The sequence below is a fragment of the Streptosporangium sp. OZ121 genome (assembly GCF_051918885.1).
Classification (GTDB): Bacteria; Actinomycetota; Actinomycetes; order Streptosporangiales; family Streptosporangiaceae; genus Streptosporangium.
Genome location: NZ_JBPXMC010000020.1, coordinates 13,824 through 27,497, shown reverse-complemented (window position 1 = coordinate 27,497; position 13,674 = coordinate 13,824). Strand labels below are relative to the sequence as shown.

Genomic DNA, 13,674 nt, shown 5'->3' with positions numbered 1-13,674 from the left:
GAACGCCGTTGGCTTCCGCCGCGCGGGCCGTACAGACTTGGAGCATGTCCGAAAAGGTGAAGTTCACCGCCGGAGGGATCACCCTCGTCGGCGACCTGCGGATTCCGGCGGCGCCGGGCCCGCACCCCGCCCTGGTCCTCACGGGCCCGTTCACCGGCACCCGGGACCAGGTCACCGGCCTGTACGCCGCCCGGCTGGCCGAGGCGGGATACGCGACGCTGGCCTTCGACCACCGCAACTGGGGGGAGTCGGGCGGGGAACCGCGCAACCACGAGGACGCCCAGGGCAAGCTGGAGGACCTGCGGGCCGCGGTCTCGCTGCTGCGCTCGCGTCCCGAGGTGGACGGCGACAGGATCGGCGCGGTCGGGATCTGCCTCGGCGGGGGCTACGCGCTCAAGTTCAGCGCGTTCGACCCCCGGGTGAAGGCGTTCGCGGGCATCGCGGGGGCCTACAACAACCCCTACGGCATGCGCGCCGGGATGTCGCCCGCCGGGTACCAGGAGGCGCTGGCCTCGTTCACAGCGGTGCTGGAGCGCCAGGACAGGGGTGGTGAGGTGGAGTACCTGCCCGCGGTGGCCGAGGAGGGGGAGGCGGCGATGCCGGGCGACGAGCCGTTCGCCTACTACGGCACCTCCAGGGGCGCCTCGGAGCACTGGCGCAACGAGGTCACCCGGGCCTCCGTCCGGGAGCTGATCACCATGGACAACATGACGGGCGCCGACTTCCTGTCGCCCAAGCCCGGCCTGATCGTGCACGGCGTGGTCGACCGCTTCTGCTCGCCCGAGGGGGCCGAGGAGGCGTACCGGCGGATGGACGAGCCCAAGAGGATCGTCTGGCTGGACGCCAGGCTGCACATCGACCTCTACGACGCCGAACCGCACGTCACCCGGGCGGTCGAGGCGACCGCCGCGTTCTTCGGCGAGCACCTCTGAACGCGATGTACGTCCTCGGGCTGGACGTCGGCGGGACCTCCTCGCGGGCCCTCCTGCTCGACGCCTCGGGGCGGCGGGCCGGGTACGGGAGGGCGCCGGGCGGCAATCCCGCGGCCCACGGCAACGCCGTCGCGGTGGCCAACATCGGCCTGGCGCTGGAGCTCGCCCTGCGCGGGATCGACCCGGGCCTGGTGTCCGGGGCGGTGATCGGGCTGGCGGGCGGCGGGGCGCTGGACCGCCTGGTGTTCGACCCCATGTGGGCCGCCGCCGGCCTGCGGGTCCCGCCCCGCCTCACCGGCGACCTGGGCATCGCCTTCGCCGCCGGTACGGCGGAACCGCGCGGCACCGCGCTCATCGCCGGGACCGGGGCCATCGCCGCCAGGATCGAGGACGGCGAGCCGGTGATGATCGCCGACGGGCTCGGCTGGCTGCTGGGCGACCAGGGCTCCGGGTTCTGGCTGGGCAGGGAGGCGGCCGGCGCCGCCGCCCACGCCCTCAGCCGGGGGGACGCGGGCGGCAGGCTCACCCGCCTCGTCACCGACGCCCTCCTGGAGGACGAGGTCTCGGGGCCGGCGGTCGCCGAGATGGGAGAGGGCGGCGCGGGCACGATGGAGGAGATGCGGGCACTGGCGATCAGGCTGGTGGTCCGCGCGCAGTCGCGGCCCCCGCTGGAGCTGGCCCGGCTCGCCCCGCTCGTCAGCCGGGCGGCGGTGGAGGGGGACCCGGCCGCCCTGGAGATCGTGTCCACCGCGGCCCGGCTGCTCTGCGAGACGGTGGCCGAGGTCCGCCGGGCGGGCGAGACGAGCCCGATCGTGCTGGCCGGGAGCGTGCTGACCAGTGAGGGACCGGTCGCCTCCGCCGTACGGGAGAGGCTGGGTCCCTCGACGGTCCTGGCGGGAGACGGCGCGGCGGCGGCGGCGTGGCTGGCCGGCCGGAAGGCGTTCGGCTGGGACCCGGCGACCGCCGCCCGGCTGCACGCCCGCGTCGTCTCCGGAGGCTGACCGGGCTTCGTCTCCACGGTCCGGCGGGCCGTAACCCGGTCCGGGTACACACCTCGATTCCACGGTCCGGCGGGCCGTAACCCGGTCCGGGTACACACATCGATGTACGTCCCGGATGGGCCTGCGTGACGATGTCCGCGGGCCCTCCGGACGGGATCGTGGAAGGCGTGACAAGTCGCCGCGTAGAAGTGCTCGACCTGCTCAGGGGAATCGCCATCGTCGGCACCCTGGGCACGAACATCTGGATCTTCACCGATCCCGGCGGCCCCGCCGACGTCATCGGGGCGCTGGGCAGGCCGGAAACCGTGGAGACGCTCCTCCGCTTCCTCACCAACGGCAAGTTCCTCGCGCTGCTCACCCTGCTCTTCGGGGTCGGGCTCGAACTCCAGTACCGCTCGGCCGCCCGCCGCGGCGTGCCGTGGCCCGGCTGGTACCTGTGGCGGGCCGGGCTGCTGTTCGTCGAGGGCCTGATCCACTACCTGCTGATCTTCGAGTTCGACGTGCTGATGGGCTACGCGCTGACCTCGGTCATCGTGGCGTACCTGATCGGCAGGAGCGACCGCGTGGTCAAGGTGTGGATGATCACCGTCGGGACGGTCTTCACCGCGCTGATCGCGCTGCTCACCGTCGGCACCACCTCGGAGAGCCTGGACACCGGGCCGGAGTCGTCCACGCTCTTCACCGACGGCACCTACCCGCAGCAGGTCGCCGCCCGGATCGAGATGATCGGTCTCTACCGGATCGAGATCGTCCTCATCGTCCCGATGGGCATCGTGCTGTTCCTGCTCGGCTCCCGGCTGATGCGCGCCGGGGTGTTCGAGGACTCGGAGCGGGGCGCCACGCTGCGCCGGAGGCTCATGGTCGCCGGGCTCGCCGTGGGCCTGCCGCTGAACCTGGTCACGGCCTTCGCCGGCCCCGGCTGGTTCCTGGTGGACCGCTACCTGCTGCCCCCGCTGGTGGCGCTGGGCCTGCTCGGCCTCGTCGCGACCCTCGCGCGGCGGGCGACCGGCGCCCCCGGCGTGCTGAGGCGAGGGCTGAACAACGTCGGCCGTACCGCCCTGAGCTCCTACATCTTCCAGAACCTGGTCGCGTCGGCGCTCTGCTACGGCTGGGGACTCGGCCTGGCCGCGTCGCTCGACGACCTGCGACCGTGGTGGGTCCTGGCGGCCTGGGCGGGCATCTGCGCGCTCTTCATGACGCTGTCCACGCTGTGGCTGCGGCGCTTCGAACGAGGTCCCGTCGAGACGCTCTGGCAGTGGGCGTACCTGGCGCCCCAGGGGCGCCCGAAGAACCCTGAGGGGCGCCCGAAGAACCCTGATAAAATAGTGGAAGTTTCCACAAAACGTTAGGGCTTGGTTTGTCGCGGAGGGTCGCCGGCGCGGTCACGGCCCTTCTGCTGTCCCTCATCGCCCTCGTGTACGCCCCGCTGCCGGGGCCCGGCCACCATCCCGCCGCCCCCGGCGCCGCGATCACGCTGGCCAGCGGGGTCGGCTTCGCTCCCGCGACCCCCCACGCGCCGGCCTGCGACCTGTGCCCGCCCGGCCCCGGCCTCGCGCCGCCCGGCCGGCCGGCGAGGGTCGCGCCCCTGCCCGGCCGGCCGGTCCCGGCCACGCACGCCCTGTACGACGACAGCTCTCCCCGAGCGCCTCCGTCAAGCGATCAGCAGAGGTTCCTGCCCGAGATCGTTTGACGGAGGTTTTTTCATGTTCCACGAATGTGTGTCCGCCATGCCCGCGATCGTCTCCGGGGGAGGGCAGAATGGCACTGGGTGACGCTCTCGTCGCGCTCGGCGGCTCCTTCCTCGCCGCCGGGATCATCGCCAGGCTCGGCACCCGGATAGGGCTGCCGACCATCCCCCTGTTCATGCTGGCGGGCATCATCTTCGGCCCGCACACGCCCGGTCTCGCCCTCGTGGAGAATCCGGCGGACCTGAAGGTCATCGCCGCGCTCGGCCTGATCTTCCTGTTGTTCTACCTCGGCCTGGAGTTCTCCCTCGACGACCTGGTGGCGGGCGGCAGGCGCCTGGTGTTCGCCGGGGTCGGCTACCTCGTGCTCAACGTCGGCGGCGGCCTGGCCTTCGGGTTCGCCCTCGGCTGGGGGAGCAGGGAGGCCATGGTCCTGGCCGGGGTGATCGGCATCTCCTCCTCGGCGATCGTGACCAAACTCCTGGTCGACATGGGGCGCCTCGGCAATCCCGAGAGCCGCCTCATCCTCGGGATCATCGTCGTCGAGGACGTCTTCCTCGCGCTCTACCTCGCCGTACTGCAGCCGGTCCTCAGCGGAGCCGACAGTTTCGGCGCCGCCGCGATCTCCTTCGGCAAGGCGTTCGCCTTCCTGATCGTGCTGACCGCGCTGGCGCGGTGGGGCACGCGGCTGGTCAACAAGCTGGTCACCACCAGGGACGAGGAACTGCTGGTGGTGACGTTCACCGGCCTGGCGATCCTCACCGCCGGGATCGCCGAGGAACTGGGCGTCTCCGACGCCATCGGCGCCTTCATGATCGGGCTCATCCTCAGCTCCAGCAGGGCGGCCCCGCGCATCCGGCAGCTCGTCCACCCGCTCAGGGACGCCTTCGCCGCGCTGTTCTTCTTCGCGTTCGGCCTGTCCATCGAGCCGGGCGACATGCTGTCGGTGGCCTGGCCCATCACGATCGCTGTGCTGGTCACGGTGCTTCTCAACGTCGCGGCCGGGGTGCTGGCGGCGAGGCTCAACGCGTTCGGCCGGGCCGAGGCGGTCAACATCTCGCTGACCGTGCTCTCACGCGGCGAGTTCGCCCTGGTCCTGGCGACCATGGCGCTGGCCGCCGGGCTGGACGACAGGCTCGCCCCGTTCATCGCCGGGTACGTGCTCGTCCTCGCCCTGCTGGGCCCGCTGGTCGCCAGCCGCTCCGAGCAGATCGCCCGGCTGCTCCCCGGCGGGCGGCGCGACGCCGAGGCGGCGGATTCGGCCGGGGCCGGGGACCGGCAGCCGGTTCCCTAGAACAGCCCCGCTAGGAGGCCGCCGGGGTTCTCGCCCCGGTGGCCTCCCCGGCGGGAGCCCGCCCGCCGCGCCGCCGCAGGATCACCACCGCTCCCGCAGCCACGACCAGCACGCCCGCCCCGGCGAGCCACGGCCACGGAACGGCCGTGCCGGCACCGGCCGCGAAGGAGGTGTCCCACAGCGTCACTGTCTTGTCGTCGCTACCGGTGGCGAGGATCTTCCCGTCGGGAGCGAAGGCGGCCGACCAGACCGGACCCGTGTGGCCGGTGAGCGGGCCGCCGATCGGCCGCCGGGTCGCCGGGTCCCACAGCCGGACGACGGAACCGGTGCCCACGGCCAGGGTCGCGCCGTCCGGGCTGAGCGCGACGGTGTGGATCTCGTCCGGATGGCCGGTGAGAGGGGCGCCGATCGGCCGGCGGGTCGCGACGTCCCACAGGATCACCGTCCTGTCGCGGCCGCCGGTGACGAGGGTGCCGCCGTCGGGACCGAAGACGACCGACCGCACCAGATCGGTGTGGCCGGTGAGCGGGTCGCCGACAGGTCGCCGGGTCGCGACGTCCCACAGGATCACCGTCGCGTCGTCGCCGCCGGTGGCGAGGGTCCTGCCGTCGGGGCTGAAGGCGACCGACTGCACCCAGTCGGTGTGGCCGGTGAGGGGGTCGCCGATCTGCTGCCGGGTCGCGACGTCCCAGAGGATCACCGTCTTGTCGGCACTGCTCGTGGCGAGGGTCTTGCCGTCGGGGCTGAAGGCGACCGACCGTATCCAGTCGGTGTGGCCGGTGAGGGGGTCGCCGGCCGGCTGCCGGGTCCGTGTGTCCCACAGGATCACCGTGTGGTCGCCGGAGCCGGTTCCCTCGCCGTTGTTGCCGCCGCTGGCCAGGAGCCCGCCGTCCGGGCTGAACGCCATCGCCTCCACCGCCCTGGTGTGGCCTTTCATCGGGTCGCCGACAGGTCGCCGGGTCGCGACGTCCCACACGATCACCGCGCCGTCGCCGTCGCCGCCTGCCAGCGTTCCGCCGTCGGGGCTGAACGCCACGACGTTCACCCTCTCGACGTGCCCCCTGAGCTGGGCGACGCCGGTTGTTCTCGCGGGGTCCGGCGCGGGCCGGAACAGGTAGACCGCGGTTGCGGCGGTGACCAGGATCGCCGCGGCCACCGCGATCGCCGGGCGGAGCCCGCGCCGGGGGGTGCGCGCGGGGACCCGCGCGGGCCCGGTGGCGGCCGGAGAGGTGGTGGGGGGCGGGGCGGTTGGGGACGCAGCGGACGCAGCGGACGCAGCGGTGAACGGCAGGGTGACGGGCCGTACCTCCTCCTGGCGCGCGGTGGCGTACGCCTCGGCCGGCGAAGGAGACGGGGGAGGAGCGGGTGCGGGGGGAGCGGCGCGGCCGGCGATCCGGGTGTCGCCGTCGTCCGGTCCCGGCCCGGCCGAGGATTCGTCTCCCGGCCCGCCGGAGAATTCACCGGGTGCCTGCCCGGCGGCGATCCCGGCGAGCGCGGCGGCGGCCTGGGAGCCGGTGAGGCGCAGGGCGGGGTCCTTGCGCAGCAGCCCTTCCAGAACGGGCGCCAGAGGACCGGCGTGCACGGGCGGGGCGGGCGGCCGGGTGGCGATCGAGACGTAGATCGATCCGTGCGTCGTGCCGCTGAACGGACGGCGGCCCTCGACCGCGGCGTACAGGGTGGCGCCCAGCGACCACAGGTCCGACGCCGCGGTGGCGGGGTGGCCGTTGATCTGCTCAGGAGAGATGAAGGCGGGGGTGCCCAGGGTGACGCCGGCGCCGGTGAGGGTGACGTCTCCCTCGACGGCGGCGATCCCGAAGTCGGTCAGCACGACCCGCTCGCCTTCGAGCAGGACGTTGGCGGGTTTGATGTCGCGATGGGTGATCCCGGCGGCGTGCGCGACCGTCAGCGCCGCGAGGATCTGCCCGCCGATCGCCGCCACCCGCTGGGGCGGCAGGCGCCCCCGGGTTCTCAGCGCCTCGTCCAGCGAGGGCCCGTCGACGATCTCTGTCACGATCCACGGGCGGCCGTCGGCCTCGACGACATGGTCGTGAACGGTGATGATCGCCGGATGTTTCAGCTGCGCCGCGGCGCGGGCCTCACGCTGCATCCGCTTGTAGAGCGTCTCGCGCGCGGAAACGTCCAGGTGATCGGGGAGGATGAGTTCTTTTACCGCCACCTGGCGGTGCAGGCTCTCGTCCCGCGCCCGCCACACCGTGCCCATCCCGCCGCGGCCCAGCACGTTTATCAGCCGGTATCGCCCGGCGACCAGCCTGCCCGCGTCGTTCGCCACGATAAGACCTTAACGACGGCATGGTGGCATAAGCCGTGAAGGGGAACTGATCGTAACCGTGATGATGCCGAGCGTGGACCGTCCGATCGGCGCGGCCGTCACGCGAATTGTCGAGAACACCCGGGGTGACCTCGGGAGATTCCGGCCTTCTAGCCGTCTGCGGCGGTGTGGCGGCCGATGATGGGGCGCAGCACGTCCAGCACCGTCGCGTCCTCGATGGTCGAGGGGACGGGCTCGTCGGAGCCCTCCGCGATGCCGCGCATGGTCTTGCGCAGGATCTTCCCCGACCGGGTCTTCGGCAGGGCCGGGACCACGTCCACCTGCTTGAGGGCCGCCACGGCGCCCACCTGCTCGCGGACGGCCAGGACCAGCTCGGCCCGCAGGGTCTCCGGGTCGATCTCCACCCCGCTCTTCAGCACCACGAAACCGCGCGGAACCTGCCCCTTCAGCTCGTCGGCGACCCCGATGACCGCGCACTCGGCCACCGCCGGGTGCGCGGCCAGCACCGCCTCCATGGACCCGGTCGACAGCCGGTGCCCGGCCACGTTGATCACGTCGTCGGTGCGGCCCATCACGAACAGGTAGCCGTCCTCGTCGAGATGGCCGCCGTCGCCGGTCAGGTAGTGGCCGGGGAAGGCCGACAGGTAGGACCTCACGTAGCGCTCGTCGTCCTGCCAGAGGGTGGGAAGGGTGCCCGGCGGGAGCGGGAGCCGGATGCAGATCGCCCCCTCCTCGCCCGGGGCGCACTCGTCGCCGGAGGCCCTCAGCACGCGCACGTCGTACCCGGGGACGGGCACGGTGGGGGAGCCCGGTTTGACCGGCATGGGCTCCAGCCCGCGCAGGTTGGCGGCGACGGGCCAGCCGGTCTCGGTCTGCCACCAGTGGTCGACGACCGGCACGCCCAGCCTGTCCGCGGCCCAGTGGTAGGTGTCGGGGTCCAGGCGCTCCCCGGCGAGGAACAGCGTCCGCAGCGACGAGATGTCGTACCCGCCGAGCAGGGCCGCCTCCGGGTCGGCCCTCCTGATGGCGCGGAACGCGGTCGGCGCCGTGAACAGCGCGTTCACCCGGTGCTCGGCGATCACCCGCCAGAACGCGCCCGCGTCGGGGGTGCCGACCGGCTTGCCCTCGTACAGCACGGTCGTGGCGCCGCGCAGCAGCGGACCGTACACGATGTAGGAGTGCCCGACGACCCAGCCGACGTCGGAGGCCGCCCAGAACACCTCGCCCGGCGCGATGTCGTAGACGTTGGCCATGCTCCACAGCAGCGCCACCGCGTGCCCGCCGTTGTCGCGCACGACGCCCTTCGGCAGGCCGGTCGTGCCGCTGGTGTAGAGGATGTAGAGCGGGTCGGTCGCCCGAACCGGCACGCATTCGGTCGGTTCGGCCTTCGCCATCGCGTCCGCCCAGTCGACGTCCCGCCCCTCCACCGGTTCGGCGGGGGCCTGCTCGCGCTGCAGGATCACGCAGTGCGCGGGCGCGTGCGCGGCCAGCCCCAGCGCGGCGTCGAGCATCGGCTTGTACGGCACCACGCGTGAGGGCTCGATCCCGCAGGAGGCCGACACGACCACCTTGGGGCGCGCGTCGTCGATCCTGGCGGCCAACTCCTTCGGCGCGAACCCGCCGAACACCACCGAGTGCACCGCCCCCAGCCGCGCGCACGCCAGCATGGCGATCACCGCCTCGGGCACCATCGGCATGTAGATCACCACCCGGTCGCCCTGCTCCACCCCGAGCGAGCGCAGCACCCCGGCGAACCTCGCGACCTCGTCGCGCAGCTCGGCGTAGGTGTAGCGCCTGCCGGTGCCCGTCACCGGGCTGTCGTGGACCAGCGCGAGCCGGTCGCCGTGACCGGCCTCGACGTGCCGGTCCAGCGCGTTGTGGCAGGTGTTCAGCTCCCCGTCGGGAAACCACCGGTAGAAGGGCGGCGCCCCCGCGTCCAGCACCTCGCGCGGCGGCCTGCTCCAGGTGACCGCCTCGGCGGCCTCGGCCCAGAAGTCCTCGGGATCGGCGATGCTGCGGGCGAAGGCGTCAGCGTACGACATCAGGCCATCATGCTCTTTCCCGGACTCCCGGGTCGAGGCCCCTCTCCGGCCTTCGCGCACGGAGAACGGTCACCGGCGGGGCCGCGGGCCTGGACCTAGGATGTTGACGCATGTGGATGCGCCGGTCGGCTGCCGTGATGTTCGTGCTGTTTCCGACGGTATCTGCGCATATCGGGGGAGCGCTCATTTCGAGCACGGGGTTGTTTTATTACGACATATCCGTGCTTGATGGGATCGGGATCTTCTCGCTGGCGCAGGGACTCGGCGCCGGGTACCTGAATTCGGCGGTCTTCGATGTGGCGGTGGCGGTGCTGCGCGCGGAAATTTTCACGATCGGTTTCGCGGTGCCGGCGGTTCTGGTCGTCGCGGCGTTGCTGTGGCGGGAACGTCGCCTCACCAGGCTCGTGATCTGGTTGCTGGTCGTCCTCTCGGTGGCGAATCTCGGCGCCAACCTGGTCGCCCTTTTCTCGGATCTGTCGGTGTGCCCGCCGTTGGGTGACCATGACTCCACCTGCTACCGGGGCGCCGGGGCGACACCGTTCTTCCTCTACGCCCCGGCCTACGCCCTCGCCGCCCACCTGCTGGCGACCCTCACCACCGCCGAGGCCGGCGCTGACGCCACACGAGCATCCGTCCCGTGATCCCCCTGGCCCGCATCCCGGTCGGCGAGTCCAACGGCGGCGGCGTGCTCCGGCGCAGCTACCTCACCGCTCCGGTGCGGGCCGATCCCGATTCCGCGACCGCGTGTTCACGGGAGGAGATCGGCGACGGGCTGGAGTCGCTGGACGCGGAGGCCTGACGAACGACCTGGCCGGTCCGGCGCGGGGGACGTTCACCGGAACTTTTCCCCTCTCGACATCTGCCGCGCCGGTTTGTCGGTGAGGTGATCTAACGTCCCGGCCATGACTTCAGTGACGCGGGCGTACACATACGCCGCGCCCCCCTCCCCGGTCGACGGTCGTCTCGCATCGGCGACCTGCGGCGGGCGGGCCCTGTCCGGCCCGGCCGTGGCCCCCCGGTTCCTCAGCGGCATGGTGACCCGGGCGGTCCCCGCCGAGGCGGCCCTGCCCGGCGTCGCTCGCGCCGCAGCGGAGGTCTCCCGATGACCCTCTGGACGGAGATCTGTGATCTGGTCACCCGCAACCAGGTCACCCACCTGGCCCGCCGGCTGGTCGCGCTCACCGAGGAGGAGCGCGCCGAGGTGGGCGGGCGGTTGCCCGGCCTCGTCAAGGAGCTGCGCCGTGCCCGCACCGAGCGGGTGCGCGCCGATCATCCCGACGACTTCGAGGAGATGGCCTCCTGGGAGGTCGGCGACCTGCTCGACGAGCTGGCCGGCGCACTGCTGCTGACCGGTGTCGGCGTCATCACCGGTCCGGCGGCCGCGGTGACGTGGATGACCGGCCGCGACGTCAACCGCCGCTGGGCCGAGGACATCGACGTCGCCCAGGTGTGCCGGGTGGCGGCCGCCCGGCCCCCGGAGTGGCGTCGTGATGTCGCGGTCCGGCTGGCCCGGCGGGTACGCCGTCCCGCCGACCGCATCGCGCCGCTGGCCGTGGCGCTGCTGCGCGAGTCCGGCGCCGTGCCGCCCGACCACGACCCGCTGGTCGCCGCCTGGCTGGCCGCACCGAGCGTGGCCCGTGACCCGCTGACCCCCGTGCTGCTGCCTCGTGTCTTCGACGCCGACGGCGCGGGCCGCGCCCTCCGTGACGAGCGGCTGGAGCCCCGGCCGACCCGCTGGCTGGCCGCCGCCGCCCGCGAGCTGCCCAGGGAGCGGGTGCTCGACGGCTGCGTGAGCCGTTTCCTGCGCGGCGGCGAGGCGCAGGACCTGCGGTTCTTCGTCCGGCTGCACACGCTCCTCGACCCCACGCCCGCGGAGTCCGCGCCCCGCCTGCGCGACTACCTGCGGTTGTTGCCGTCGGCTCCGGGCACGGTCGCCGAACTGGCCGCCGGGCAGGTGCGCGGGGCGATGCCGCTCGACCACGCCGACCTGGTCGAGGCGGTCGACGCGCTCACCTTCCGGGACGAGGCCAAGCTCGCCGCCACGGGCCTGCGCTGGCTCGACCGGGCGATCCTGGCCACGCCCGAGGCGGCCGCCGATCTCGTGACCGCGCTGACCACGGCGTACGCGCACAAGTCCTTCGACGTGCGCAACCGCGCGGCCGAGCTGACCCTGAAACACGCCGACCTGTTCGCCGACCACGCCGACGTGATCCTCGACGCGATCCCCCAGCTCCCCGCCGACCTGGGCGCGAAGCTGGCCGAGCGGTTCGGCGGAGAGGTCCCGGTCGAGGAACCGCTGGAACGGAAGGAGTTCCCGCCGCTGCCCGAGGTGCCCTCACCGGAGCGTTTCCCCGAGCCGTCGATCTTCCCGAACCACCACGAGCGGTGGATCGGACGGGAACGCTGGATGGCGGCGTTCGTCGCCGGGGTCGCGGAGAACCGCACGAACCTGCGCCTCAGGTTGAGGCCGCACGTCGAGCAGCAGACGCAGTACCGGCCGGACAGGGACGAGATCACCGACCCCGACGAATGGCAGGCCGTGCTGGCCGAGGAGCTCGTCGTGCCCGGCACCCTGCCGGAGATCCCCCCTCTCGGCCCGGAGAAGTTCTGGGACGACGCGAGTCACTCGGTCTCGGTCCGCCAGGTCGCCCGCGGCGAGGAGATCGAGCTGGAGCCGCCGAAACGGCGGATCACGGTGATCGGCGGCTGGCGCCCCGGCCGCTACCTCGACGACGACACCCCGCTCCGCGTCGTCTTCATCACCTGGACCAGCGACGACGGCCCGGCCGGGGCCGTGGCCGTCGAGGCCGGCCGGCCGATCCCCTTCGCCAACGGCCGGATCCACCTGTACGGACAGCCCTCCGATGACGACCAGGCGCCGGAGACAGGCGCCGACGAGTCCGAGGAGTTCGACGAACATGAGGACTTCGACGACGCCGTCCCGGATCACCACGAGCGCCGTCCGGTGGAGCCCGGAGTCCTCTACGACGACTCGGTGGAGGCGATGCCGTGGCACGACCTGGATCGCGCCTACGAGCGCATGGCCGACCTGGGGGTGGACCCCGACCGGATCACGGCCATGCGGAAAGGCCTGCCGGTGCCCCCGCCCGGCCCGGACGAGCCGCTCGTGGCGGTCACCGTCGGCTTCGTCCCGCCCCGGTTGCGCTCCTTCCAGCCCCAGCCGCTTCCTCCCCTGCACGAGTGGCGGCGGCGGCACCGGCTCCCGCACCCGAACCGTCTCTCGCCGCCGTCCGACTTCCTCGCCACCCGCTACGCGGAGCTGTACGGGGCCCTGCGCGCCGACACGCTGCCGCCGGTTCTGCTGGCCACGCCGACGTGGACGACCGGCCATCTCGATCCCGACGTGCTGGTCGCCCGGCTGGAGACGTGCGCCGCCGCGGGCGTGGAACCGCTGCGGGCCGATCTGGCGCAGGCACTGCTGCGGTTGCCCCGGGGCGGCCACCCGGCCGCCGCCGACCGGGCCGCGAAGATCGATTCCGCGGCGGCGCGCACGGCGGCCGAATGGCTGGCCGGGCAGGGCATGCCCGACCCGGAGTGCGGTCTCCGGTGGACCCACATGGTGGACGCGTCCATGGTCGAGTTCGGCGACGGCGAACCCGAGTACTTCACCGAGGTCCGCCTGACGCCCGCGCTACGGGCCACGCCCACCGGCGACGAGCTGATCGACGAGGTGCTGCTGCGGCAGCCGTTCGACTGGGCGGGCGAGGGCCTGGGAAGCGGGATCGGCGGGTGGCCGGCCATGCTGCCCTCGCACCGCGAGGTGGTGGCCGTGAACATGCTGCCGTTCGTGCTCCGCGACCGCTGGTACGCGAGCGTGACCCCGGCGGAACTGTCCCGCCTGGCCGCCTGCGACGGCCCCGTGAGCGAGGCGACGGCGGTGATCATCGCCTTCCTGCTGGGGAGCGGCGTGCCCGGGACGATCCCGGTGGTGCTGCGGATGGCGGCCAGGGGCGACCTGCCCGCCGAGGCGATCGGCCACCAGCTCGCGCTGGTGCTGCGCCGCACCTGGCTGGAGACCCGCCCCGCCATCGCGGCCCTGACCGAGCTGGCCGACGCCGGCGGCCACCACGAGGTGTGGCGCATCCTGCTCGCCCTGCTGCCCGGGATGTTGCCGGGCGAGGGGCGGCGCATCACCGTGACCCACACCGAACTCGTCGCCTTCGCCGCCGACGTGGCACGCTGGACCGGCGCGCGCGGGGAGATCCCGGTCGTCGCCGAGTTCGCGCGCAGCCGCCGGACGATCCGCTTCGTCCACGAGTGCAGGCGTCTTCACGCCCAGCTCACCGCGACCACGTCATGACGAACCGCGCCGGGGTACATCGAAGTTCCCGGTGATCCCGGCGCGGTTCACTCTCACCGGTCCGGCGAGGACGGCGTGCCGGGCGAGGTCACGCCTTCCTCGCCCGACA

General features: G+C 72.9%; 11 protein-coding genes. 9 read left to right on the top strand and 2 right to left on the bottom strand.

The window, feature by feature from the left end; all coding sequences use genetic code 11:
- Nucleotides 1-44: 44 nt before the first annotated feature.
- The 5 genes from ACTOQ1_RS29120 to ACTOQ1_RS29100 all read left to right on the top strand — a co-directional run bounded on the left by ACTOQ1_RS29120 (nucleotide 45) and on the right by ACTOQ1_RS29100 (nucleotide 4,912).
- Nucleotides 45-932 (top strand): alpha/beta hydrolase, encoded by an 888-nt coding sequence (locus ACTOQ1_RS29120; RefSeq protein ID WP_440071168.1) that lies wholly within the window; start codon nucleotides 45-47, stop codon nucleotides 930-932.
- A gap of 5 nt (nucleotides 933-937) precedes the next feature.
- A complete protein-coding gene (locus ACTOQ1_RS29115) occupies nucleotides 938-1,933 on the top strand; it encodes an N-acetylglucosamine kinase (protein ID WP_440071167.1) in 996 nt (331 codons plus the stop codon).
- A 167-nt stretch (nucleotides 1,934-2,100) separates the two neighbouring features.
- Nucleotides 2,101-3,282 (top strand): DUF418 domain-containing protein, encoded by a 1,182-nt coding sequence (locus ACTOQ1_RS29110; protein ID WP_440071166.1) that lies wholly within the window; start codon nucleotides 2,101-2,103, stop codon nucleotides 3,280-3,282.
- Nucleotides 3,283-3,290: 8 nt separating this feature from the next.
- Nucleotides 3,291-3,623 (top strand): hypothetical protein, encoded by a 333-nt coding sequence (locus tag ACTOQ1_RS29105; RefSeq protein WP_440071165.1) that lies wholly within the window; start codon nucleotides 3,291-3,293, stop codon nucleotides 3,621-3,623.
- A gap of 68 nt (nucleotides 3,624-3,691) precedes the next feature.
- Nucleotides 3,692-4,912, top strand: coding sequence for a cation:proton antiporter (locus ACTOQ1_RS29100; protein WP_440071164.1), 1,221 nt, complete (start codon nucleotides 3,692-3,694; stop codon nucleotides 4,910-4,912).
- 10 nt (nucleotides 4,913-4,922) lie between these two features.
- On the opposite strand, the gene ACTOQ1_RS29095 is transcribed toward ACTOQ1_RS29100, so the two are convergent.
- Nucleotides 4,923-7,202 (bottom strand): WD40 repeat domain-containing serine/threonine protein kinase, encoded by a 2,280-nt coding sequence (locus ACTOQ1_RS29095; protein ID WP_440071163.1) that lies wholly within the window; start codon nucleotides 7,200-7,202, stop codon nucleotides 4,923-4,925.
- 149 nt (nucleotides 7,203-7,351) lie between these two features.
- Complete coding sequence (locus tag ACTOQ1_RS29090) at nucleotides 7,352-9,244, bottom strand: propionyl-CoA synthetase (RefSeq protein WP_440071162.1); 1,893 nt, start codon at nucleotides 9,242-9,244, stop codon at nucleotides 7,352-7,354.
- Between the two features lie 137 nt (nucleotides 9,245-9,381).
- Between ACTOQ1_RS29090 and ACTOQ1_RS29085 the strand changes: the two genes are divergently transcribed.
- The 4 genes from ACTOQ1_RS29085 (at nucleotide 9,382) to ACTOQ1_RS29070 (ending at nucleotide 13,565) form a co-directional block, all read left to right on the top strand.
- Entirely contained in the window at nucleotides 9,382-9,885 is a 504-nt protein-coding gene (locus tag ACTOQ1_RS29085; protein ID WP_440071161.1) for a hypothetical protein, read from the top strand.
- Nucleotides 9,882-10,043 carry a hypothetical protein gene (locus ACTOQ1_RS29080; RefSeq protein ID WP_440071160.1) on the top strand — a complete coding sequence of 54 codons (162 nt, stop codon included), beginning with the start codon at nucleotides 9,882-9,884 and terminating at the stop codon, nucleotides 10,041-10,043. The genes ACTOQ1_RS29085 and ACTOQ1_RS29080 overlap by 4 nt, the downstream gene beginning before the upstream one ends.
- A gap of 103 nt (nucleotides 10,044-10,146) precedes the next feature.
- Complete coding sequence (locus tag ACTOQ1_RS29075) at nucleotides 10,147-10,350, top strand: hypothetical protein (RefSeq protein ID WP_440071159.1); 204 nt, start codon at nucleotides 10,147-10,149, stop codon at nucleotides 10,348-10,350.
- A complete protein-coding gene (locus ACTOQ1_RS29070; protein WP_440071158.1) occupies nucleotides 10,347-13,565 on the top strand; it encodes a hypothetical protein in 3,219 nt (1,072 codons plus the stop codon). The genes ACTOQ1_RS29075 and ACTOQ1_RS29070 overlap by 4 nt, the downstream gene beginning before the upstream one ends.
- Nucleotides 13,566-13,674: the final 109 nt, after the last annotated feature.